General features: G+C 65.9%; 16 protein-coding genes. 2 read left to right on the top strand and 14 right to left on the bottom strand.

Annotated features, from left to right (window positions below; all coding sequences use genetic code 11):
* Positions 1–44 precede the first annotated feature (44 nt).
* The 4 genes from UB43_RS19355 to UB43_RS19340 form a co-directional block, all read right to left on the bottom strand.
* The gene (locus UB43_RS19355) at positions 45–2,471 is read right to left on the bottom strand and encodes a TonB-dependent receptor (RefSeq protein ID WP_045214112.1); all 2,427 of its coding nucleotides are present in this window, start codon (positions 2,469–2,471) and stop codon (positions 45–47) included.
* Positions 2,472–2,585: 114 nt separating this feature from the next.
* On the bottom strand, positions 2,586–3,590 hold the full coding sequence (locus tag UB43_RS19350) for a FecR family protein (protein ID WP_052969569.1): 1,005 nt from the start codon (positions 3,588–3,590) through the stop codon (positions 2,586–2,588).
* Positions 3,587–4,174 carry an RNA polymerase sigma factor gene (locus tag UB43_RS19345; protein WP_045214110.1) on the bottom strand — a complete coding sequence of 196 codons (588 nt, stop codon included), beginning with the start codon at positions 4,172–4,174 and terminating at the stop codon, positions 3,587–3,589. Before UB43_RS19345 ends, UB43_RS19350 begins: the two co-directional genes overlap by 4 nt.
* 113 nt (positions 4,175–4,287) lie before the next feature.
* Positions 4,288–5,202, bottom strand: coding sequence for a LysR substrate-binding domain-containing protein (locus tag UB43_RS19340; RefSeq protein ID WP_045214108.1), 915 nt, complete (start codon positions 5,200–5,202; stop codon positions 4,288–4,290).
* Positions 5,203–5,413: 211 nt separating this feature from the next.
* Here UB43_RS19340 and UB43_RS19335 point away from each other — a divergent pair, with 211 nt between their 5' ends.
* Positions 5,414–6,838: an aspartate ammonia-lyase gene (locus UB43_RS19335; RefSeq protein WP_045214106.1), complete on the top strand. Its 1,425-nt coding sequence runs from the start codon at positions 5,414–5,416 to the stop codon at positions 6,836–6,838.
* 564 nt (positions 6,839–7,402) lie between these two features.
* On the opposite strand, the gene UB43_RS19330 is transcribed toward UB43_RS19335, so the two are convergent.
* The 9 genes from UB43_RS19330 to gbcA form a co-directional block, all read right to left on the bottom strand.
* Positions 7,403–7,699 (bottom strand): cell division protein ZapA, encoded by a 297-nt coding sequence (locus UB43_RS19330; protein WP_045214103.1) that lies wholly within the window; start codon positions 7,697–7,699, stop codon positions 7,403–7,405.
* On the bottom strand, positions 7,696–7,926 hold the full coding sequence (locus tag UB43_RS19325; RefSeq protein ID WP_045214101.1) for a hypothetical protein: 231 nt from the start codon (positions 7,924–7,926) through the stop codon (positions 7,696–7,698). The genes UB43_RS19330 and UB43_RS19325 overlap by 4 nt, the downstream gene beginning before the upstream one ends.
* Before the next feature lie 239 nt (positions 7,927–8,165).
* Positions 8,166–8,942, bottom strand: a complete 777-nt coding sequence (locus tag UB43_RS19320) for an electron transfer flavoprotein subunit beta (RefSeq protein ID WP_045214100.1) — start codon at positions 8,940–8,942, stop codon at positions 8,166–8,168.
* Between the two features lie 117 nt (positions 8,943–9,059).
* The gene (locus tag UB43_RS19315; RefSeq protein ID WP_045214098.1) at positions 9,060–10,295 is read right to left on the bottom strand and encodes an electron transfer flavoprotein subunit alpha/FixB family protein; all 1,236 of its coding nucleotides are present in this window, start codon (positions 10,293–10,295) and stop codon (positions 9,060–9,062) included.
* Positions 10,296–10,428: 133 nt separating this feature from the next.
* Positions 10,429–12,411, bottom strand: coding sequence for a dimethylglycine demethylation protein DgcB (gene dgcB, locus UB43_RS19310; RefSeq protein WP_045214095.1), 1,983 nt, complete (start codon positions 12,409–12,411; stop codon positions 10,429–10,431).
* A gap of 182 nt (positions 12,412–12,593) precedes the next feature.
* On the bottom strand, positions 12,594–14,669 hold the full coding sequence (gene dgcA / locus UB43_RS19305; protein WP_045214093.1) for a dimethylglycine demethylation protein DgcA: 2,076 nt from the start codon (positions 14,667–14,669) through the stop codon (positions 12,594–12,596).
* Positions 14,670–14,763: 94 nt separating this feature from the next.
* Complete coding sequence (locus tag UB43_RS19300; RefSeq protein WP_045214091.1) at positions 14,764–15,294, bottom strand: 4-vinyl reductase; 531 nt, start codon at positions 15,292–15,294, stop codon at positions 14,764–14,766.
* Positions 15,295–15,464: 170 nt separating this feature from the next.
* Positions 15,465–16,442 carry a dipeptidase gene (locus tag UB43_RS19295; protein WP_045214089.1) on the bottom strand — a complete coding sequence of 326 codons (978 nt, stop codon included), beginning with the start codon at positions 16,440–16,442 and terminating at the stop codon, positions 15,465–15,467.
* Between the two features lie 650 nt (positions 16,443–17,092).
* Positions 17,093–18,382 carry a glycine-betaine demethylase subunit GbcA gene (gene gbcA / locus UB43_RS19290; protein WP_045214087.1) on the bottom strand — a complete coding sequence of 430 codons (1,290 nt, stop codon included), beginning with the start codon at positions 18,380–18,382 and terminating at the stop codon, positions 17,093–17,095.
* A gap of 426 nt (positions 18,383–18,808) precedes the next feature.
* On the opposite strand from gbcA, the gene gbcB reads away from it, so the two are divergent.
* On the top strand, positions 18,809–19,912 hold the full coding sequence (gene gbcB / locus UB43_RS19285; protein WP_045214084.1) for a glycine-betaine demethylase subunit GbcB: 1,104 nt from the start codon (positions 18,809–18,811) through the stop codon (positions 19,910–19,912).
* Positions 19,913–20,146: 234 nt separating this feature from the next.
* Here gbcB and fusA read toward each other — a convergent pair whose 3' ends face one another.
* Positions 20,147–22,195: an elongation factor G gene (fusA, locus tag UB43_RS19280; protein WP_045214082.1), complete on the bottom strand. Its 2,049-nt coding sequence runs from the start codon at positions 22,193–22,195 to the stop codon at positions 20,147–20,149.
* Between the last annotated feature and the right edge of the window lie 872 nt (positions 22,196–23,067).

Here is a 23,067-nt window from a genome sequence, read left to right as displayed (position 1 = left end):
TGGGGCGCTCCACCCATCCTGCAAAGCCTGACGCGCCCTCCGGATCAGAACTCCACCGTGGTCGAAATCTCGAACTGCCGTGGCTCGCCGATAGCCACGTAAAGGTTGTTCGCCGCCGACGGATAGTAGGTGCGGTCGAACAGGTTCTTCACGTTGAACTGGAAGCCCACGTTGTGGCCGCCCAGCTTCGTGTCATAGCTGGCGAAGGCATCGGTCACGGTATAGGACGGCAATTCGAAGGATTTGGACGGGTCGCCCGCGCGCTTGCCCACATAGCGCGGGCCGCCGCCCAGGCGCAGGTTGTCGCCGCCGAAGATCGACCCCGCGTCGTATACCGCCGCCAGCGAGGCGGTTTCCTTGGCCACGTTCTGCAGGCGGTTGCCTTCCAGCTCCGGATCATCGGTCACTTCCGCGTCCAGCCAGGCGTAGCTGCCGATCAGGTTCCAGTTCTCGCTCAGCTGGCCGGTGACATCCAGCTCGGCACCGTAGGAGCGCACCTTGCCGGCGGTGCTGACGCGGCTGTCGCCGTTGGCGTCGAGCTGGGTGACCATCACGTTGCGCTTGCGGATGTCGAAGAAGGCCAGGTTGGCGGTAACGCGACCGGGGATATCGAGCTTGCCGCCGATCTCCCAGGAGGTCGCCTCTTCCGGCTGGATCGCCGAGTCGATCACCTCGCCCGTGGACAGCGGCGCGATGGTGGAGTTGGGCTTGAACGACTGGGTGTAGCTGCCATACAGCGACATCTCGTCGTTGATCTTGTAGATCACCCCGGCGCGCGGCACCCACTTCTGCCCGCTGATGTCGGTGTTGGCCTTGAACGGCCGGCCGCGCCCGGCGTACTGGTCGTACATCTGGTAGCGCCCGCCGGCGACCACAATCCAGTGGTCGTCCAGGTGCCAGGAATCCTGCACGAACAACGAGTCGCTGCGCAGCTTGTCGGTCTGGTCGCTGTCGCCGGGGCTGACGGCGGTGGCCGGGGAAATCTGCCCGTACACCGGGTCGAGGTAGTTGAAGGTGGTGTTCTTCGTGTCGCGGATCAGGTCGGCGCGGTAGATCTTGCGCTTCTCGCTGTCGATGCCGAAGGTCACTTCATGGCGGAAGCCGCCCAGTTGCAGGTCGCCGTTCAGCCCGGCGGTGGCGAAGCTGTCGCTGCTCACCGCACCACGGGTGGCATCGGTGCGGCGGGTCAGGGTGCCGTTGCTGTTGACCTTGGTGACCCGGGCCTGGTTGTCGTCGTAGGTCTCGCGGGTCCAGCCGTAGGCGAAATGCGCCTTCCAGGCGTCGTCGATGCGGTGCTCGACATCCAGCCGAGTCAGGTCGGAACGGCCTTCGGTGATGTTGAAGGGCTCGTCCAGGCGACGCGTACGCGGGATATCCAGCGGCTTGTTGGTGCGCGGGTCGATGGCGGTGCCCCGGTCGAACGGCGTCTTGAACTCGCGGTGCTCGTAGCTCAGGTTCACCGTGGTGTCCTCGCCGAACCAGGCCAGCGACGGTGCGACGAGGGTCTCGCGCTGCTGGCCGAAATTGCGCCAGTAGTTTTCGTCCTGGTGATCGACGATCAGCCGGTAGGCCAGGTTGCTTTCACCCAGCGCGCCAGTGGTGTCGATCTGCGCGCCGCTGCCCTGCTTGCCGTGGGCATAGGTCGAGCCGCGCAGGGTGACGGCGTTGTACTGCTGCAGCTGCGGCTTCTTGCTCACCACGTTGACGATGCCGCCCGGGTCCTGGATGCCGTACAGCAACGAGGCCGGCCCCTTGAGCACTTCGACGTGGTCGGCGGTGGCGGTGAGGTTGCGGCCCAGCACCGAGGGCAGGCCGTCACGCATGATCGAGCCGTCGCGATTGTCGCCGAAACCACGCTTCATCACCGCATCCTGGGTGCCGCCGAGGGTGTTGGCCTGGGTGATGCCGCTGATGTTGCCGAGGGCGTCGTCAAGGTTGCGCGGCTTCTGGTCGCGCAGCGCCTGGGCCGGGACGGTGACGATGCTTTGCGGGATTTCCAGCACCGGCGTGTCGGTGCGGCCGATGGAAGCGACCGGTGCCGGTTGGTAGCTGGTCGACGCCGCCTGGCCGGTGACGGTGGTGTCGGTCAGGTTCAGGGTGTCGGCGGGCAGGCGCTCCAGGGTCAGGGTGCGGCCGTCGAGGGCGCGGAAGCGGTAGCCTGAACCGGCAAGCAGGCGGTTCAGTGCATCGTTGGCGCTGAGCTGGCCGGAGACTGCCGGGGCACTGAGGTCGTACGGCGTCTCATCGGTGTAGACCACGCTCAGGCCAGTCACCCGGCTGAACTCGCTGAGCGCCTGGGGCAGCGGCTGTGCGGCGATGGCGAAACCAAAGCGCGCCTGCAGGGCGGCGCCGGCGGCGGCATTCTCGGCCCGCGCGGAGGGAACCTGAGCGGCGACCAGGGCAGCGCCGAGCACGACGGCGGCAAGGGGTTTCAGAGACAGTTCGGGAACAGCGCGGCGCAGCGGGGTCATCGGGGCTCACTTGCTCGAAAGGTCGATTACACATGCGAATAAATCGCATTCATGACCACTACACGGAGCAGCCGCCTCGGTACCTCACCCCTTTTTCGAAAATATTTTTCGCGCTCAGTGAATCAGTACGAAGCGCCCGAGCAGCGGCTGCTGGCGGAAACCCACCACGGCCTGCAGCGAATCCAGCGCGGCCTGTGGGTCGGCGCTGCGGAAACTGCCGCTCACCCGGCGCTGCGCCAGCTCGCTGTCCAGCAGCACGATGCGGCCCGGGTAGTAGGTGCCCAGGCGCTCCAGCACCTCGCCCAGCGGCGCGCGGTAGAAGGTCAGCCAGCCCTGGCGCCAGGCCAGTGCAGCCTGGGCATCGGCGGGTTGCGCAGGGCCCAGCTTCGTGCCGTCGATGCCCACGCGCTCGCCCGCGCCGAGCACCACTTCCGGTACGCCAACCGCATGACTGCCACGCACCGAAACGCGGCCTTCGGCGACGGTGACACGGGTCTGTTCGCCCAGGCGACGGACTTCGAACTCGGTGCCCAGCACCCGCGCTTCGCCTTCGCCCGCGCGCACCACGAAAGGCTTGGGCAGATGCTTCACGGCAAAGGACGCAGCACCGCGCAGCAGGTCGACGCGGCGTTGTTCGCCGTCCAGGGAAACCGCGACGGCGCTGTCGGCGTCCAGGGTCAGGCGCGAGCCGTCGCCCAGGGTGATCTCGCGCACTTCGCCCGGCGCGCTGACGTAGTCGGCGGCAAGGTCGGTGACCCAGTTGCCCGGCGACCACCAGCCGCCGGCCCAAAGCATCAGCAGCAGGCAGGCCGCACTGGCCAGCGGATAGGCCCAGCGTCGGTGGTTGCCTGGCGTACGGCGGGCAGCGGGGCGATCCATCTGCGCCAGATAGGCGTGCAAGGCATCGCCCTCCTCCGCCGCCAGCCGTTGCGCCGGCGCGGCACTGGCCTGCCACAGCGCATCGACTTCGGCGTAGGCGCGAGCGTGCCGGGGATCCGCCGCCAGCCATGCCTGGAAAGCCCCCAGCCAGGCTTCGCCGCCGCGATCCTGCAAACGCAGCAGCCACTGGCGCGCCTGACGCTGGGCGTCCTCGGGCGAGGTGGCGATTTCAGGCTTCATCGGTCGGCGGCTCCACGGCGATCTGCCGGCGCGGCGGGCTCAAGGCTCGCCTTGCAGGCATCGAGGGCGCGCATCATATGTTTTTCCACGGCGCTCTGGGAAAGCCCCATGGCCGTGGCGATCTCTCCGTAAGTGCGGCCATGCACGCGGCTGAGCAGGAAGATATGGCGGGTGCGTTCGGGCAACTGGCGCACGGCGTCTTCGATGAGGTCCAGTTCGGCGCCGGCCTGCACTGCCTGTTCCGGCGAAGGCTGGGCATCGTCGTCATCAGGCAGCAGCGCGCTCAGGGTTCGGCCGCGCGAGTCCTCCCCGCGCAGGTGATCGATGGCGAGGTTGCGCGCACTGCGCAGCAGGTAGCTGCCGAGTTCTTCCACTGGCGCCTGCGGGCGCTTCCAGAAGCGCAGGAACAGGTCCTGCACCAGGTCCGCGGCGGTGGCGCGGCAACCGACGCGGCGTCGCACCAGCGCCTCCATGCGCGGGCGCTGGGAAAGGAACACCCGCAGGAAGTCCTCGCGCGGCAACGCCTCGGCGGGCGCCGGGGCGTCCGCGGCGCGGGAATCGGCCGGGCGGTCGGAATGGGACATCGGGGCTGCAGGCTCGCCAGCGGTCCGCACCGAAGCCGGTGCGAGGGGGAGACCGTGGAAAGCCGCAAATGATAATGCTTATCAAATAAACAGAATAGCCCCGGCTGTCTGCCTCAAGGTGTTTCGTCCAGCCCCAGGCCGCCTTCAAGCTTGCGCCAGAGCAGGCGAATCTGCGCCTTGCGCACCAGCGCGCAGCGGTACAGGCGGATTTCCTGCGGGACGATCCAGTGCGGGCCGCCGCACAGCGCCAGTTCGCCGCGCGCCAGCTCCGACTCCATGCTCAGGCGCGGCACCCAGGCCACGCCCATGCCTTGCAGCGCCATGCTTTTAAGGCTGTCGGCCATCGCCGTCTCATAGACGGTGGTGTAGCGCAGGTTGCGTTGGCGCAGCAGCAGGTTGACCCCGCGACCGAGGAAGGCACCGGCGCTGTAGGCCAGCAGCGGTACGCTTTGACCGCTGTCGAGGTCGTAGAGCGGCACGCCGGCGGAGTTCACCGCGCACACCGGCAGCATTTCGGTGCGCCCCAGGTGCAGCGAGGGGAAGACTTCCGGGTCCATCTGCAATGCGGCGTCCGGGTCGTAGAAGGCCATCATCAGGTCGCAGCCACCTTCGCGCAGCAGGTGTACCGCCTCGCCGACGTTGGTCGCCACCAGGCGGCTGGCGATATTCAGGCCTTCGGAGCGCAGCCGGGAAATCCACGCCGGGAAGAAGCCCAGTGCCAGCGAGTGCGCGGCGGCGAACTGCAGCACCTCGCCCTGCCCGCCCTCCAGGTGGTGCAGGTGGCGCACCACCTGGCCGAGCTGCTCGACCACCGCGCGGGCGGTGACGAGGAACAGTTGCCCCGCTTCGGTCAGTTCGATGGGCGTGCGCTGGCGGTTCACCAGGGTCAGGCCGAGGGCATCCTCCAGGCTGCGGATGCGCCGGCTGAAGGCCGGCTGGGTGACGAAGCGCTTTTCAGCGGCCTGGGAAAAACTGCGGGTGGTGGCCAGGGTGCTGAAGTCTTCCAGCCATTTGGTCTCGAGGTTCACGTCAACTCCAACGCATTCACACGTTGATCGATTGGTCAGGAGCCGGGCGCGCGTAGCACAGTCACACGCTCGCCGTCATCAATTCGTCACAGGGTACATTATGCCGTTCGTGCATGAGGCAGCCTTTAACAGCATTGGCCGACGAAAGGCGAAAACCCTAGTCTACCGGGCATCGCGGCACTGGCCGTGTTTCCCTGAGACAATCCCCGTCATGTCCCCTGTTGCATCGTTCCGCATCGAGAAAGACCTCCTCGGCACCCTCGAAGTACCTTCTGACGCCTATTTCGGCATCCAGACCCTGCGCGCTGTGAACAACTTCCGTCTTTCGGGCGTGCCGCTGTCGCACTACCCGAAGCTGGTCGTCGGCCTGGCGATGGTCAAACAGGCGGCAGCCGATGCCAACCACCAGCTTGGCCACCTGTCGAACGAGAAGCACGCTGCCATCAGCGAAGCCTGTGCGCGCCTGATCCGCGGTGACTTCCACGACCAGTTCGTGGTGGACATGATCCAGGGTGGCGCCGGTACTTCCACCAACATGAACGCGAACGAAGTGATCGCGAACATCGCGCTGGAAGCCATGGGCCACACCAAGGGTGAGTACAAGTACCTGCACCCGAACAACGACGTGAACATGGCGCAGTCGACCAACGACGCGTACCCGACCGCCATCCGCCTGGGCCTGCTGCTCGGCCACGACACCCTGCTGGCCAGCCTCGACAGCCTGATCCAGGCCTTCGCCGCCAAGGGCGTCGAGTTCGCCGGCGTACTGAAGATGGGCCGTACCCAGCTGCAGGACGCGGTGCCGATGACCCTCGGCCAGGAATTCCACGCCTTCGCCACCACCCTGGGCGAAGACCTCGACCGCCTGCGTCGCCTGGCGCCGGAACTGCTGACCGAAGTGAACCTCGGCGGCACCGCGATCGGCACCGGCATCAACGCCGACCCCGGCTACCAGAAGCTGGCCGTCGAGCGCCTGGCCGAAATCAGCGGCCACCCGGTCGTCCCGGCTGCCGACCTGATCGAAGCCACCTCCGACATGGGCGCCTTCGTGCTGTTCTCCGGCATGCTCAAGCGCACCGCGGTCAAGCTGTCGAAGATCTGCAACGACCTGCGCCTGCTGTCCAGCGGCCCGCGCACCGGCATCAACGAGATCAACCTGCCGCCGCGCCAGCCGGGCAGCTCGATCATGCCGGGCAAGGTCAACCCGGTGATCCCGGAGGCGGTGAACATGTGCGCCTTCGAAATCATGGGCAACGACCTGGCGCTGACCATCGCGGCCGAAGGCGGCCAGCTGCAGCTGAACGTGATGGAGCCGCTGATCGCCTACAAGATCTTCGACTCGATCCGCCTGCTCCAGCGCGCCATGGACATGCTGCGCGAGCATTGCATCACCGGCATCACCGCCAACGTCGAGCGCTGCCACCAGCTGGTGGAACACAGCATCGGCCTGGTCACCGCGCTGAACCCGTACATCGGCTACGAGAACTCCACTCGCATCGCCAAGACCGCGCTGGAAACCGGCCGCGGCGTCCTGGAACTGGTTCGCGAGGAGAAGCTGCTGGACGAAGCCACCCTGGCCGACATCCTGCTGCCGGAAAACATGATCGCCCCGCGCCTGATTCCGCTGCGCGCCTGATCACCCGCCCGGCGCGAGCCGGGCACGTCTCACCGGTTGAGGGGGAGTATTCCTCCCTCACCTTTCAGGGATTGGTTACCCCCAGTCCCTTCTTTTATGCCCGGCGCGGCGGACTTGTCCGAAGCGCCACGTCTCACCGGTTGAGGGGCCTCTTGGCCCACTCTCCTTTAGAAGGGACACCGCTTACCCCGGTGTCCCCTTTTTTTTGCCTGAAATTCGGGCACGGCGGAAAACATGGCGGACGGAGTCCGCACCTGCGCCGGTTCAGGTTTCGCGGGAACGGACTCCGTCCGCGATTGGCATGCGTCGCACAGGACCGTCGGGCGCATAACCGCTTGCGGTGATCCGCCGGTTCCGCGCCAAGCGCAGCGGCGGATAACGCTGCGCGTTATTCGCCCTACAAGACACTTCCCCGGAATTCCGTTCGTGGCGGGGCGGCTTCTGTAGGAGCGAGGGGGACGCCATCGTCATTGCTCGCGAACACGATCTACCTCCCGGCAATACCGGTGCAGGAGGGGCTTCGCGAGCAAGCTCGCTCCTACAAAAAGCAGAGTGGCGCGCAGATCAATCCTGCCGTTGCAGGTGATCGAGAATCCGCCGATTGAGGGCGGCGATACGCTCCACGGCGTCCGCCTCGTCGCACTCGGTCTCCGATGCGCCGAGCTGGCGGGCGCAGAGGTTGAGCGCGGAGAGCACCATCAGCTCATTGCTGGTGACGTAGGGGAATTTCTTCTTGCTGGCGGTGATCTCCGCCTGCAACAGCGCGGCCGCGTCCTGCAGCCGGCGCTCTTCACCGGCCGGCGCCCGGACGCTGTAGTCGCGCCCGAGGATGCGCAGGACGCGGACGCCGTCACCACTCATGCGTGGGTGCGGCTGTCGCTGACGCGGCGGATCAGGGCCTGCAGGCGGGTGGCCGTGGCGTTGTGCTTCTCTTCCTGTTCCATCAGGGACAGCTGCAGGCTGTCGTTTTCCTCACGGGCCTTGAGCAGCTCTTCACGCACAGCGGCGTTGTCCTGCACCAGCACTTCGTTCTGCTGCAGCAGTTCGGCGACCAGCTGTTCAAGTTGTTCGAGGGTGGAATCGAGCATGGGAGCCTCCGCAAAGCCTTTCAAAGGGTGCGGAGGATAAAGAAAGGGGCGCGGCGGGGCCAGCGAAAACGCAGTTCTTCTGACAAGCCGTATGCTGTCAATTCAATGGCTTACGAGATAATTCTCGTGCTATTTCAATGATTTCCTGGCGCCAGCGGAATTTGGACCCGCCCATCGCGGACAAAGTCCGCTCCTACGGAGATTTCTATGCGTGGGAGCGGACTCCGACGACTCCATCATCAGACGCGAATAACACCCTCTTCGCGCAACAGCTTGAAGATCGCCTCGGCACCCGCCTCGGGAGAGACATCCTTGAGGACCTGCCCGGTACCGCCAGAGGCCTTGGCGGTGGCGGCCTTCATGCGTTCGGCGCCGGTCTTGGCCTTGATCACCTTCAGGCGCTTGGGACGCGGGCGCGCCGGCTGCAGGCTGCCTTCGGCGAGCAGCGGGTCGTCCACCACCTCCACTTCGTGGGCTTCCAGGTAGCCGCGGCGGGCCGGGCCAAAAGCGCTCTGGCGTGCCACCGGCGCAGCATTGTCGACGCTGGCGACAAAGGGCAGGCGCACCTTCAAACGACGGCGCTGGCCGCGAGGCAATGCCTGCAATACCTGGGCGCTGCCGCCTTCGACCTTCTCCACTTCCGCCAGGCCGACCACCAGCGGCCAGCCCAGGCGCTCGGCGAGCAGGAAGGGCAACATGCCCGAGCCTTCGCCGGTTTCCGCCTGGGTGCCGGTGAGCACCAGTTGCGCCTCGCTGTCGCCCAGGTAAGCCACCAGTGCGGGCAGCGCATCGGCGCCAGCGGGTTGTTCGAGCACCGCCAGTTCATCCAGGCCCATGCCGAGGTAGCCGCGCAACGCTTCCTCCCCGGCATCGCCGGCATGCACCACGCGCAGGCGCTTGCCCGCGAGGCTCATGCCCAGCTCCACCGCGCGGGCATCCTGGTCGGCGCGGCGCGCGCGGCCGGATGCGGGGTGGGCGCCGATGGAAACCAGGGCGACGATGTTCAGGTCATTCATCAGACACCTCGGGCTTTCAAGCTGGCGTAGGGCGAATAACGCGTAGCGTTATCCGCCGATGATGCTTTGGCGGCGGATAAAGCCTTCGGTTCTATGCGCCCTACGGGGGAACTCATCTCATGCCGCATCGCGCGCCGCTCCGTTGCGGTGGGCTTCGGCCAGCGCCATCAGCGCCTTGAGGATCGCCGTGGAGTCGCCGATCACCGAGAGGTCGGCGCGTTTGATCATGTCGCAGCCCGGGTCCATGTTGATCGCCACCACCTTGTCGCAGGAGCCGATGCCCTGCAGGTGCTGGATCGCCCCGGAAATGCCGACGGCAAGATAGACCCGCGCAGTGACCCAGGTACCGGTGGCACCGACCTGGCGGGCGCGCGGCATATGGCCGTCGTCTACCGCGACGCGGGAAGCGCCTTCGGTGGCGCCCAGCGCCACGGCAGCGCGATGGAACAGGTCCCAGTCCTTCACGCCATTGCCGCCAGAGAGGATGAACTCCGCCTCGGCCATGGGAATCTGCGCCGGGTCGACGGCCACCGGGCCGAGGTCCTCGATGCGCGGCAGGTTGCGCGCGACGTTGTTGTCCAACTCGACGGCGCGGGCTTCGTGGCGGGTTTCGCTGACCGGCTCGGCGCACTCGGCGGCGGCAAGGATCAGGCGCGGCAGCTCACGGTGCAGGTCCTGCTGGCCGGCGCCGGCACGGCCGACGCAGCGCTCGCCTTCGGCCTGCCAGACGCGGGTCGCCGGGCGTTCGCCCAGGCTCGCGGCCAAGCGGCGGCCCAGCTCGCCGCCACCGCTGCGGCTGTCGGGCAGCAGCCAGTGGCGCGGGGTGAACTGGCTGTTGACCGAGCGCAGCGCCAATACCCGTTGTTCCGGCGCGTAGCCGTCGTACTCGTTGCCTTCGACCTGCAGCAGGCGGTCGACGCCGGCGGTATCGAAGGCGCTTTCCTTGTGCTCGCCGAAGATCACGGCCAGCACCGCGCCGTCGCTGCCGGCGAGCTTGCGGGCCAGGCCCAGCAGGTCGCGGTCGTGGCTGGAAAGGCGGCCGCCGACCATGTCCGGCACCACGGCGATCAGGAAGGCCGGTTGCTCGATGAGCACCAGCGGCAGCTGCACCACCTCCGGCGCGTTGCTGCGCTTGCCGCCCGCCGTGCCTTGCTGGCTGCCGGAGCGGTCGATGCGCTTGACGCCATTGGGGCCGATGAAGCCGACAGCGTGAGGATTCTTGCGGAGCACGCCGTTGGGGCCCATCCAGCGGCTTTCGCCGCCTTGAGCCGACTGCATGGCCGCGTGCAGCGGGTGCAGGCGGTTGCGGGCGATCCACTCGGCGCGCGGGTCGCGGCGGATGATGTCGCTCATGGCTGGGCCCCCAGCGCGAAAGTGCTTTTCGAAGGAGCGAGGGGGACGCCCTCGTTATTGCTCGCGAACGGGTCAGCACCGAAGTTTGGGCGGTTCGCGAGCAAGCTCGCTCCTACATACTCAGGTCTGTTCATCACTGCACCTCCACCGCTGCTTCACGGCGCGCCAGCGAGGGCTTTTTTGCCGCCACCTCGGTGGCCTCGATGAGGACCTCGGCGACCAGTTCGGCGATATCCTTGATCTCCGGACGCGGCGCGACCACGCCTTCGAGCATCGCGGTGCATTGCGGGCAGCCCACGGCCACTACTTCCGCACCGGTCTCCTGGATGTCGACCATGCGCATATCGGGAATCCGCTGCTTGCCGGGGATGTCGGTGATCGGCGCGCCGCCGCCACCGCCGCAGCAGCGCGAACGGAAGCCGGAGCGTTGCATTTCCTTGACCTCGATGCCGATGGCCTTGAGCACGGCGCGCGGGGCTTCGTACTCGCCGTTGTAGCGGCCGAGGTAGCATGGGTCGTGGTAGGTCACGCTGGCGGCCTTGCTCTGGCCGAGGCTCAGCGCGCCCTTCTGCACCAGTTCATCGATGAAGGTCGTGTGGTGCAGCACCTGGTAGTCGCCACCCAGCGCGCCGTACTCGTTCTTCAGCACGTGGAAGCTGTGCGGGTCACAGCTGACGATGCGCTTGAAGCGGTACTTGGCCAGGGTGGCGATGTTGCGTTTGGCCAGAGTCTGGAAGGTGGCTTCGTCGCCCAGTCGGCGGGCCACGTCGCCGCTGTCGCGCTCTTCCAGGCCGAGCACGGCGAAGTCGACATTGGCGGCCTTGAGGATCTTCACGAAGGCACGCAGGGTGCGCTGGTTGCGCATGTCGAAGGCGCCGTCGCCGACCCAGAACAGCACGTCGGTCTGCTGCTTGTCCGCCAGCAGCGGCAAGTTCAGGTCCGCCGCCCAGTTCAACCGGCCGCCGGGGGCGAAGCCGCCGGGGTTGTCGGTGGCGATGAGGTTTTCCAGCACCTCGGCGCCCTTGTTCGGGGTCGCGCCCTTTTCCAGGGTGAGGTGGCGGCGCATGTCGACGATGGCGTCGACGTGCTCGATCATCATCGGGCACTCCTCGACGCAGGCGCGGCAGGTGGTGCAGGACCACAGGGTTTCGGCATCCACCAGCGCCTTGCCGTCCAGCGCGACGATCGGCTGGTGCGGGCCGCCACTGTGTTCGCCCAATGGCTTACCGGGATAGGGGGAGCCGGCGAAGTTGGCGTCGCTGCCACCGGCCAGGCCGATGACCATGTCCTGGATGAGTTTCTTCGGGTTCAGCGGCTGGCCGGCGGCGAAGGCCGGGCACATGGCTTCGCACTTGCCGCACTGCACGCAGGCATCGAAGCCGAGCAGCTGGTTCCAGGTAAAATCGGTGGGTTTCTCGACGCCCAGCGGCGCCATGGGGTCCTCCAGGTCCAGCGGCTTCAGGCCGGTGGAGCGGCCGCCGCGCCCATCTTTACTGGAGAACCGTTCGGCGCGGCGATGCCACGCCAGGTGCAGGGCGCCGGCGAAGGCGTGCTTCATCGGCCCGCCCCAGGTCATGCCGAAGAACAGCTCGGACACGCCCCAGGCCACGCCCACCGCAAGAATCGCCGCGAGGAACCAACCGCCGAAACCTTCCGGCAGGATGCCGGCCACCGGCAAGGTGGCGATGAAGAAGCTCGCCGAGAACATCAGCAGGCTTTTCGGCAGGCGCATCCACGGGCCTTTCGACAGGCGCGACGGCGGGTCCAGCCGGCGCTTGGCGACGAACAGCGCACCGCAGAACATCAGCGCGGTGGCCGCCAGCAGGGCGAAACCGAGGATGCGGCTGTGCAGGCCGAAACCGTGCACCAGGATGGCCAGCAGTGCGGCGGCGACGAAGCCGCCGGCAGTGGCCACGTGGGTCTTCGACATGTACTTGTCGCGCTCGACCACGTGGTGCAGGTCCACCAGGTAGCGGCGCGGCATCTTCAGCAGGCCGCCGATCCAGTCGACCTGCTCGGGCCGGCCACGGCGCCACATCGAAAAGCGCTTCACGGCGCCCAGCACGGCGAGGCCGAGGGCGGCGAAGAGCAGGACGGGGAGGATGATGTTGAGCATTTCTGGTCTCCCTACGGGACCTCAGGGGGCGCTGGACAAGCTCCCTCTCCCGCTTGCGGGAGAGGGCGGGGGGAGAGGGTGTTTCCGGTCGGCTCGGTCACTTGGCCCACCACCCTCTCCCCAACCCGCTCCCTGAAGGGAGAGGGGGTTGTCCGTGCCTACCGGACATCACATGGCGTGTCTTAGAAGTCCTTGCACAGGCGCAGCGCGTCGTAGATCGCCGCATGGGTGTTGCGCTGGGCCACGCAGTCGCCGATGCGGAACAGCAGGTAACCGTCGCCCCCGCTGTTGTCATCAAGAGCACTGAGACACGGCTGCGGCTTGATCGCGAACAGCGCCTCGACGTCGATCTGGCCCTTGTTGCGCGAGCCCTGCTTGAGCGCGTAGTACAGTGTTTCGTCCGGACGCACGCCGTTCTCGACGACGATCTGGTCGACCACCCGCTCCTCTTTGGCGCCGGTGTATTCGTTCTCCAGCACCGCCACCAGCTTGTCGCCCTCGCGGTAGACCTTCTCCAGCATCAGGTCGCCGGTCATGATCACTTCCTTGGGGTACATGCTGCGGTAGTAGGTCGGGAAGGTGGTGCCGCCGATGGCGACGCCCGGCTTGATGTCGTCGGTGACGATCTCGACCTGGGCACCCTTGTCGGCAAGGAAGTCCGCCACCGACATGCCGCTGAACTCGCAGATGGTGTCGTAGACCAGCACGTTCTTGCCCGGCGCGACCTTGCCATCGAGTACGTCCCAGCTGCTCACCACCAGCCCGTCGGCGGCGCCCCAGTGTTCGTTCTGCTCGAGGAACGGATGGCCGCCGTTGGCCAGCACCACCACGTCGGGGCGCAGGTCGAGGATGGTGTCGGCATCCGCGCCGGTGCCCAGGCGCAGGTCGACGTTCAGCCGCGCCAGCTCCAGCTGGTACCAGCGGGTGATGCCGGCGATCTGGTCGCGCTGCGGGGCTTTCGAGGCGGTGGTGATCTGCCCGCCGAGCTGCTCCTTCTTCTCGAACAGGGTGACGTCGTGCCCCCGCTCGGCGGCGACGCGCGCCGCTTCCATGCCGGCCGGGCCGCCACCGACGACCACGACCTTGCGCTTCACGCCGGTGGTCTTCTCGATGATGTGCGGTACGCCCATGTATTCACGGGAGGTGGCGGCGTTCTGGATGCACAGCACGTCCAGGCCCTGGTACTGGCGGTCGATGCAGTAGTTGGCACCGACGCACTGCTTGATCTGGTCGATCTGGCCCATCTTGATCTTGGCGATCAGGTGCGGGTCGGCGATGTGCGCGCGGGTCATGCCGACCATGTCCACGTAGCCGCCTTCGAGGATGCGCGTGGCCTGGTTCGGGTCCTTGATGTTCTGCGCGTGCAGCACCGGCACGTTGACCACTTCCTTGATGCCGGCCGCCAGGTGCAGGAAGGGCTCCGGCGGGTAGGTCATGTTCGGGATGACGTTGGCCAGGGTGTTGTGGGTGTCGCAGCCCGAGCCGACCACGCCGATGAAGTCGATCATGCCGGTGTCGCTGTAGTACTTGGCGATCTGCTTCATGTCGTCGTGGGTGAGGCCGTCCGGGTGGAACTCGTCACCGCAGATACGCATGCCGACGCAGAAGTCGTCGCCGACTTCCTTGCGCACGGCCTTGAGCACTTCCAGGCCGAACTTCATGCGGCCCTCGAAGGTGCCACCCCACTCGTCGGTACGCTTGTTGACGCGCGGGCTCCAGAACTGGTCGATCATGTGCTGGTGCACGGCGGACAGCTCGACGCCGTCCAGGCCGCCCGCTTTTGCGCGTCTGGCAGCTTGCGCGTAGTTGCCAATGACACGCCAGATTTCTTCTTCCTCGATGGTCTTGCAGGTGGCGCGGTGCACCGGTTCGCGGATGCCCGAGGGCGACATCAGGGTCGGCCAGTTGAAGCCGTCCCAGCGCGAGCGGCGGCCCATGTGGGTAATCTGGATCATGATCTTGGCGCCATGCTTGTGCATGGCGTCAGCGAGGTTCTGGAAGTGCGGGATGATGCGGTCGGTGGAGAGGTTCACCGAGCTCCACCACTCCTGCGGGCTGTCGATGGCGACCACGGAGGAACCGCCGCAGATGGCCAGGCCGATGCCGCCCTTGGCCTTCTCCTCGTAGTACTTCACGTAGCGCTCGGTGGTCATGCCGCCGTCGGTGGCATACACCTCGGCGTGAGCGGTGGAGAGCACGCGGTTGCGGATGGTCAGCTTGCCGATCTGGATCGGCTGGAACATTGCCTCGAAAGCCATTGCGGCATCCTCACGGGATCAGAGGTTTCTTGTTGTCTGGCGGCCTTTCGGCTGCTGGTTCGCGAGCAAGCTCGCTCCTACACGGGGCGGAGGATCAGAGGGGTTTGACGACGAACAGGCCGTCGTCGTGGCCTTCCTCGGCGCCGCTGTAGACCTGCTCGGCCACGGTGCGGAGGTCGCTGCCGCGGGCCTGGAGAATCTGGTCCATGGCGCCGGCGAACCAGCCGGTGAACATGTAGTCGACCTTGCGGTTGACCTTGCCGTAGACGTAGACGAAGGCCGAGTGCTTCAGGCGCACCTGGGCGGTGCCCTTGTCGAGGTCGATCTGCTCGATCTGGAACAACCCCCAGCCGCGCTGCGACAGGCGCTTCATGTAGTGCTCGAAGACTTCCACGCCGACCAGGCCGTGGCACTCGGCTTCCTTCTCGCACCAGTGCCAGGCGGACTTGTAGCCGGCCTTGTAGAGGATCTCGGCATAACGCTCGGCGCCCAGTTCTTCCTCGATGCCCATGTGGTTGTTGACGAAGAAGTGCCGCGGCACGTAGAGCATCGGCAGGGCGTCAGTGGTCCAGACGCCGGTTTCGCTGTCGACTTCGATGGGCAGTTCGGGGGCGTGTTTGGTCATGTGTGCGGAACTCCAGAATTCGTGTGTGCGGTTGCCCTCTCCCCAGCCCTTTCCCTGAAGGGAGAGGGAGCTATCCGTGCATGCGGAGGGTCAGGTGCATGCCGGTGGCTCTGCTCCCCTCTCCCGCTTGCGGGAGAGGGGCTGGGGGAGAGGGCGCTGTTGAGGTTGAATCACTCGCCCCAGACGTCCTTCAGGACGCGCACCCAGTTCTCGCCCATGACCTTGCGCACCACGCGCTCGGGCATGCCGCGCTTGAGCAGGGTCTCGGTGAGGTTGGGGAATTCGCCCACGGTGCGGATGCCCAGCGGGTTGACGATCTTGCCGAAGTTGGTCAGGCGGCGGGCGTAACCCTTGTCGTGGGTCAGCCACTCGAAGAAGTCCTGGCCGTGGCCCTGGGTGAAGTCGGTGCCGATGCCGATGGCATCCTCGCCGACGAGGTTCATCACGTACTCGATGGCTTCGGCGTAGTCGTCGATGGTCGAGTCGATGCCCTTGGCGAGGAAGGGCGCGAACATGGTCACGCCGACGAAGCCGCCGTGGTCGGCGATGAACTTCAGCTCGGCGTCGGACTTGTTGCGCGGATGTTCCTTGAGGCCCGACGGCAGGCAGTGGGAATAGGTGACGGGCTTCTTCGACTCGAGGATGACTTCCTCGGAGGTCTTGGAGCCAACGTGGGACAGGTCGCACATGATGCCGACGCGGTTCATCTCCGCGACGATCTCGCGACCGAAGCCGGAAAGGCCGCCGTCGCGCTCGTAGCAGCCGGTGCCGACCAGGTTCTGGGTGTTGTAGCACATCTGCACGATGCCCACGCCCAGCTGCTTGAACACCTCGACGTAGCCGATCTGGTCCTCGAACGCGTGGGCGTTCTGGAAGCCGAAGAGGATGCCGGTCTTGCCCTGCTCCTTGGCCCGGCGGATGTCGGCCGTGGTGCGCACCGGGATGACCAGGTCGCCGTTCTCGCGGATCAGCTTCTGGCTGGCGACGATGTTGTTCACCGTGGCCTGGAAGCCTTCCCACACGGAGACGGTGCAGTTCGCGGCGGTCAGGCCGCCCTTGCGCATGTCTTCGAACAGCTCGCGGTTCCATTTGGCGATGATCAGGCCATCGATGACGATGCTGTCGGCGTGAAGTTCGGCTGGGCTCATCTTGGCGTCTCTCTATTCAGGCAAGGCTGGTGCGGCGGGACTTGTGCCGACGCTTTGCAGGCAGGATATCCCTGCCCCCGGAGGCGACCCGGTTCGAAAACGACCAGGGTCATACCGAAAGCGTCAACCTCACGACATGGGCGACAGCGTTTGCGTCGTGCAGGGGAATGCGGGAACTGGAGGGCGCGAATGGAGTGGCTCGCACTCCCTGTAGGAGCGAGGGGGACGCCCAGTTCTTGCTCGCGAACGCTCTTCGTTGCGGGACGCGGCGTGAGAGCTGAGAGCGCCCTCTCCCTAACCCTCTCCCTAACCCGCTCCCTGAAGGGAGAGGAGACGGTTCGGCGCAAGATGACACTACGGCTTCAGCCGGCACGTACGACTCCCTCTCCCTTCGGAGCGGGGCGCGCAGCCAGGGCTGGGGAGAGGGTGATACGGCGGCGGCACGGAGTGCGGTGAGAGGTTCGCGAGCAAGCTCGCTCCTACAAATAGCGCAGCGATCGGGCGCCTTCAGCGCTTGCGCCAGCAGGCGAAGAGGTTCCACGCCACCAGGCCGGTGACGAAGGCGGAGCTGCTGTAGAAGAGCATGGCGTCCAAGTGGATTCCTCTTCAACGACAGCGCCCCCGCAAAGGGGGCGCTGGGTGGCGGGGGCTTACTTCTCGGCGACCAGGCGCGCGTGGGCGGATTCCTCGCCCAGGTTGTTCAACATCCGCTCGCTGTACCAGTCGAGGAAGTTGATCACGCCGAACTCGTAGGTCTTGGAGTACGGCCCCGGCTGGTAGGCGGTGGAGTTGATGCCGCGCTGGTTCTCTTCGGCCAGGCGGCGGTCCTGGTCGTTGGTGGCGTCCCACACTTCACGCAGGCGGGCGACGTCATAATCGACGCCTTCCACCGCATCCTTGTGCACCAGCCACTTGGTGGTGACCACGGTTTCCTGCGCGCTGATCGGCCACACGGTGAAGACGATCAGGTGGTCGCCCATGCAGTGGTTCCACGAATGTGGCAGGTGCAGGATGCGCATAGAGCCCAGGTCCGGGTTCTGGATGCGGCCCATGAGCTTCTTGCTGCCCTGCTTGCCATCCATGGTCATCGATACGGTGCCCTGCAGCAGCGGCATGCGCACGATGCGGTTGCGCAGGCCGAAGCTGGCGTGGGCGTAGGGAATCTTCTCGGCATCCCAGGCGGTGGTGCAGGCCGCGACCTGGTCCTTGAACGCCTGGCTGGCGCGCGGGTCGGTAACGTCGTCCCACTCCAGCAGGGTGTTCAGCAGCTCCGGGTGCGAGCCGTTGCAGTGGTAGCACTCGCGGTTGTTTTCCAGCACCAGCTTCCAGTTGGCCTTTTCCCGCAACGTGGTCTGCACCGCCACCTTGGTGTTCTCCATGTCGTACGGCTCCATGTAGTGCTCGAGCGTACGCAGGAAGTCGTCGATGGCCGGCGGGTTCTCCGACAGCGAGATGAAGATGTAGCCGCCGGCGGTCTTCACGTTCACCGGCTTCAGGCTGTAGTCCTTCATGTCGAAGTCCGCGCCCATCTCGGTGCCGGCGAACAGCAGGCGGCCGTCCAGCTCGTAGGTCCACTGGTGATAAGGGCAGACCAGCTTGGCAACCTTGCCCTTGTCGCTCACGCACAGGCGCGAGCCACGGTGGCGGCAGACGTTGTGGAAGGCGTGGATCTTGCCCTCGGCGCCACGCAGGACAATGACCGGGTTGTCGCCGATCTGCAGGGTGAGGAAGTTGCCCTTGGCGGGGATCTCGCAGGTCATCCCGGCGATCAGCCACTCCTTGTGGAAGATCTCCTGCATGTCCAGCTGGAACAGGCGCTCGTCGTTGTAGAAGGGCTGCGGCAGCGAGAAGCTGTGGTCGCGAGTGCGCAGCATCTCGGCGGTGGCCTTGCGGGCCGGTTCCAGCGGGTCGCCCAGACTCAGGGTAGTAGTGACGTCCATTGCTAGGTCCTCATGCCGCAGCCCGGTCGGGCTGCCGGCGGAAATAAGTGGCTGATACGGTTTGCCACGCAGGGCATTTGCGGCAGGTGTCAGGCGCGCCGAGTGCGCCGTTTCCCGCCGTCTCGCTCAACCTGGGGGTTGCTCGGCATGGAGCTGAGTGTGGGGCCGCGCCCCGTAGGAACCCTTATCCATGGGCGACACGGCCAGATCATTTCCCGACGCGCAACGGCACGCGCCAGGCGGCAGGTCGCGATAAGCATGCAAATGTCGCTGGCAGGTAAATGCAGCGGCCATCCTCGTGCACACAATCCGCCCCATCAGGCATGCCGAAAGGCCCCGTGCTTTCTACGCTCGAACGACGTAGGCAAACGGACCCCGGCGCTGCCCCATCAGGCCCAGCACGGCCCGCGTGCGCGGAGAGACAGCATGTCGACGAACAACTTCCTCAATCCGGTGAACACCCAGACCTGGGCCAACGGGCGCCACCTGGTGCGCTGCGTGAAGGCCATCCAGGAAACCTGGGATGTGCGCACCTTCTGCTTCATGGCCGACGCACCGATCATGTTCTTCTTCAAGCCGGGGCAGTTCGTCACCCTGGAGCTGGAGATCGACGGCCAGCCGATCATGCGTTCCTACACCATCTCCAGCTCGCCCTCGGTGCCCTACAGCTTCTCCATCACCATCAAGCGCGTGCCCGGCGGCAAGGTGTCGAACTGGCTGCACGACAACCTCAAGGAAGGCGACCAGATCCCGGTGCACGGTCCGGTGGGCAACTTCAACGCCATCGACTTCCCCGCCGAGAAGGTGCTGTTCCTCTCCGGCGGTGTCGGCATCACCCCGGTGATGTCCATGTCGCGCTGGTTCTTCGACACCAACGGCAACGTCGACATGGTCTTCGTGCACAGCGCGCGCACGCCCAAGGACATCATCTATCACCGCGAGCTGGAGCACATGAACTCGCGGATCAACAACTTCAAGCTGTACCTGGTCTGCGAGAAATACGAGATGGGCGAGTCCTGGGCCGGCTACCGGGGCTTCCTGAACAAGGCCATGCTGCAGCTGATGGCGCCGGACTTCCTCGAGCGCGAGGTCTTCTGCTGCGGCCCGACGCCCTACATGCACGCGGTCAAGCGCGTGCTCGAAGCCGAAGGCTACGACATGTCGCGCTACCACGAGGAAGCCTTCGGCCCGACCCCGCCGGAAGTGCGCGCCGACGTGAAGGAGCTGGCCGCCGAGGCTGCCGAGGCGCCGGCCGTACCCCTGGCCGAGCAGAACCTCGTCGAGTTCTGCGAAACCGGCAAGAGCATCCGCGTGGCGCCGGGCGAGACCGTCCACGCCGCCGCCGCCCAGCTCGGGCTGCACATTCCCAAGGCCTGCGGCATGGGCATCTGCGGCACCTGCAAGGTGATGAAGCGCTCCGGCGAGGTGGAGATGGAGCACAACGGCGGGATCACCGACGAAGACGTCGCCGAAGGCTACATCCTGTCCTGCTGCAGCGTGCCCAAGGGCGACGTGGTGATCGAGTACTGATCACAGCCTGCCCCCACCTGCCCCACACGTTACCCACTGAGTTATCCACAGGCTGAAGGTGTCCCGAGGCAAGCCCGGAGACACCTTTGGCCGAACCGCATGGCCGCCTCGATCCCGCCTGCAACCCGCATGCCACGTGGCTTCCAGGTTTCTGCCAGATATCCACCAGAGCGCACGCAAGCGCGCAGCCACGGGCCTTTCCAGCGACCGGCTGCGACAACTATCCACATTTGCTCAGTCTTCTTCCGGGACCGCCTTGTAGCCACTCGACAGGCGTTGCTGCACGTCCTGTGGGACGGCGCTGTAATGACTGGAAGAAAGGCTATAGAGACCCTGGCCGGCGGTGATGGATTTCAGCCGGTTGGCGTAACCGTCAAGCTCAGCCAGCGGCACCTGCCCGCGCACCAGTGCGACGCTGGCCGACAGCGACTCGGTACCCAGCACCTGGCCCCGGCGGCCGGTCAGGTCGGCGGTGATGTCGCCCAGATGGGTATCCGGCGTTGTCACCTCGATCTGCATCACCGGCTCCAGCACGATGCCGCCGGCATTGCGCAGCGCATCGAGCATGGCCTTGCGCCCGGCGGCCTGGAAGGCGATGTCCTTGGAGTCCACCGAGTGACTCTTGCCGTCGAAGACCGTGACCTTCACGTCCTCCACCGGGAAGCCGGCCAGCGGCCCGGCCGCCAGCGCCGAGCGCACGCCCTTCTCCACCGAGGGGATGAAGTTGCCGGGAATCACCCCGCCCTTGATCGCGTCGACGAAGGCGAAGCCCTCGCCCCGCGGCAGCGGCTCGATGCGCAGGAACACCTCGCCGAACTGCCCCGCCCCGCCGGTCTGCTTCTTGTGCCGGCTATGGCCCTCCGCCACGCGGGTGGCGGTCTCGCGGTAGGGTACGGCGGGCACCCGGGTCTGCACCTCCAGCTTGTATTGTCCGGCCATGCGCTCCAGCAGATAGCGCAGGTGCATCTCGCCCATGCCGCGCAGCACGGTTTGCTGGGTGGAAGCGTTGTAGTCCAGGCGCACACAGGGGTCTTCGGCCTGCAGGCGCTGGAGGATTTCCGCCAGGCGCTGCTCGTCGCCGCGGCGGCCCGCTTCGATAGCCAGGCCCTGCATCGGCTCGGGAAAGTCCAGGGGCTTGAGGTGGATGTGGTCCTCATCGTGGGAGTCGTGCAGCACCACGCCGTACTCCAGTTCGTCGACCTTGGTCAGCGCGCCGAAGTCGCCGGGGATCAGCCACGGCGCCTCTTCGTGCTTCTTTCCCTGCAGGCGCAGCAGGTGGCCCACCTTGAACGACTTGCGCCCATCGCCGGCGAACAGCTGCATTTCCCGGCGAATCGTGCCCTGGTGCACGCGGAACACGGCCAGGCGGCCGACGAAGGGGTCGATCACCACCTTGAACACATGGGCCAGCACATGGGCCTTGGGGTCCGGCTGGCAGGTCACCGGGTGTTCCTTGCCCTTGTCGTCGGTGCGCAGGAACAGCGGCGGGTTGCCCTCGGTGGGGTTGGGCGCAAGGCGCGCGAGAATGTCGGCCAACTCGGGGACGCCAGCACCGGTGCGGGCAGAAACGAAGCACAGGGGAATCAGGTGCCCCTCGCGCAGCGCGCGCTCGAAGGGTTCGTGCAACGCCTCGGGCGCCACCTCGCCCTCCTCCAGGTAATGCGCCATCAGCGCCTCGTCCACCTCCACCACCTGGTCCACCAGCGCCTGGTGCGCCTCGGCCACGGAGGAAAAGTCAGCCTCGCCGTCGGGATTGAAGAAACAATCCACAACCCGTGCGCCACCCTCGGCGGGCAGGTTGAGGGGCAGTACCTCCTTGCCGAACGACTCGCGCAAACCCGCCAACAGGGCCGGCAGGTCAACGCGTTCGGCATCGATCTTGTTCACCACCAGCATCCGGCACAGGCCGCGTTCGCCCGCCCAGTCCATCATCCGCCGCGTGGACAGTTCGATACCGTTCTGCGCGTTCACCACCACCAGCGCGGTCTCCACTGCGGCGAGCGCCGGCAACGCGTGGCCGATGAAGTCGGGATAACCGGGAGTGTCGACCAGGCGGATGTGCGCGCCCTCGTGCTCGAAGTGCGCCAGCGCGGCGGCCAGGGAATGGTGGTACTCGCGCTCCATGGGGTCGGAGTCGCAGAGGGTGTCGCCGCGTTCCAGCGAGCCCATGCTGGGAATTGCCCCACTGTGCTGCAGCAGCGCTTCGGCGAGCAGGGTCTTGCCGCTGTCACCGTGGCCGACCAGGGCCACGGTGCGGATCTGTTCCACCGAGTAACCGGACATGATGGTCTCCCGCCCCCAGGGCTCCTGCACCGCAGTTCATGGATTATAGGCAGCGGGCCCAGCGGCCCTGGACAAATATTGATCAACCCGGCGCGAGCCAGTGGCATCGCGGCTTGTGGCGATCCATCCACAGTCCGCCCACATCTTCCCGGCAGAACGCTGCACAGCCAATGTGGAAAACCCGCCGGAAAAATCGCTGAAAGCCAGAAATGACGGGGCTTTCGCCAATTGATCAAAAAACGTACGGAGATGAGGAAGGCACGCCACGCGCGGCCTCCCGCGATCTGGTGACAGGTTGTCCACACCTTCTGCGAGCTTCGCCCCACAGGGATTGTGGAAAGTTTCCCGCAGCCCCCGACGCTGCCGAAAAACGTCTGTGGATCAATTCCTTGCACTCGCAGCTGAGCATTTTTCGAGCAGGCTCGCGCGCCCCCCGCCCGGCGGGGCGTCGGTGAAGTTTTCCACAGGTGGCGCACAAGAGGGTCAACACAAACCGGGGATAGCGGTGGGAGGATCGTGCACAGGAATTTCGTCGTAATCGATACACAGGCGTGCAAGTGATTGAAAAAGCGCAACTGATCAGAAAACAGCCAGTTCCAGGGAGGCCCCGCACCATCGGCTCCGCAGCCACCTCCCAACAGTTTTTCCACAGGTTGGACAAGCTTGCCTCCACAGCGCCTGTGGAGATCTTCACAACCCCCTCCATAAGCCGTGAAAGCCACGAATAGCGGGCCTCTCATGAAAATGAGCGATGAAATCGCGGGGTTCATGAAAGTGTCACGCCACGGACATTTTCCACCAGGTTGTCCACAGCTTTATCACAAGGTTGCCCCCGGATTTCGCCAAATGCTGAAACACAGCCGGCGCGGCCT

The organism is Pseudomonas sp. 21 (assembly GCF_000955805.1).
Lineage (GTDB): Bacteria > Pseudomonadota > Gammaproteobacteria > Pseudomonadales > Pseudomonadaceae > Pseudomonas.
Note: the sequence above shows the minus strand (reverse complement) of the source record. Positions and strands in the feature narration are given on the sequence as shown.

What these genes read in the sequence shown, in the direction of transcription:
- UB43_RS19355 (WP_045214112.1), bottom strand. Translation starts at nt 2,471, where the DNA reads ATGACCCCGCTGCGCCGCGCTGTTCCCGAACTGTCTCTGAAACCCCTT.
- UB43_RS19350 (WP_052969569.1), bottom strand. Translation starts at nt 3,590, where the DNA reads ATGAAGCCTGAAATCGCCACCTCGCCCGAGGACGCCCAGCGTCAGGCG.
- UB43_RS19345 (WP_045214110.1), bottom strand. Translation starts at nt 4,174, where the DNA reads ATGTCCCATTCCGACCGCCCGGCCGATTCCCGCGCCGCGGACGCCCCG.
- UB43_RS19335 (WP_045214106.1), top strand. Translation starts at nt 5,414, where the DNA reads ATGTCCCCTGTTGCATCGTTCCGCATCGAGAAAGACCTCCTCGGCACC.
- UB43_RS19330 (WP_045214103.1), bottom strand. Translation starts at nt 7,699, where the DNA reads ATGAGTGGTGACGGCGTCCGCGTCCTGCGCATCCTCGGGCGCGACTAC.
- UB43_RS19325 (WP_045214101.1), bottom strand. Translation starts at nt 7,926, where the DNA reads ATGCTCGATTCCACCCTCGAACAACTTGAACAGCTGGTCGCCGAACTG.
- UB43_RS19320 (WP_045214100.1), bottom strand. Translation starts at nt 8,942, where the DNA reads ATGAATGACCTGAACATCGTCGCCCTGGTTTCCATCGGCGCCCACCCC.
- UB43_RS19315 (WP_045214098.1), bottom strand. Translation starts at nt 10,295, where the DNA reads ATGAGCGACATCATCCGCCGCGACCCGCGCGCCGAGTGGATCGCCCGC.
- dgcB (WP_045214095.1), bottom strand. Translation starts at nt 12,411, where the DNA reads ATGCTCAACATCATCCTCCCCGTCCTGCTCTTCGCCGCCCTCGGCCTC.
- dgcA (WP_045214093.1), bottom strand. Translation starts at nt 14,669, where the DNA reads ATGGCTTTCGAGGCAATGTTCCAGCCGATCCAGATCGGCAAGCTGACC.
- UB43_RS19300 (WP_045214091.1), bottom strand. Translation starts at nt 15,294, where the DNA reads ATGACCAAACACGCCCCCGAACTGCCCATCGAAGTCGACAGCGAAACC.
- UB43_RS19295 (WP_045214089.1), bottom strand. Translation starts at nt 16,442, where the DNA reads ATGAGCCCAGCCGAACTTCACGCCGACAGCATCGTCATCGATGGCCTG.
- gbcA (WP_045214087.1), bottom strand. Translation starts at nt 18,382, where the DNA reads ATGGACGTCACTACTACCCTGAGTCTGGGCGACCCGCTGGAACCGGCC.
- gbcB (WP_045214084.1), top strand. Translation starts at nt 18,809, where the DNA reads ATGTCGACGAACAACTTCCTCAATCCGGTGAACACCCAGACCTGGGCC.
- fusA (WP_045214082.1), bottom strand. Translation starts at nt 22,195, where the DNA reads ATGTCCGGTTACTCGGTGGAACAGATCCGCACCGTGGCCCTGGTCGGC.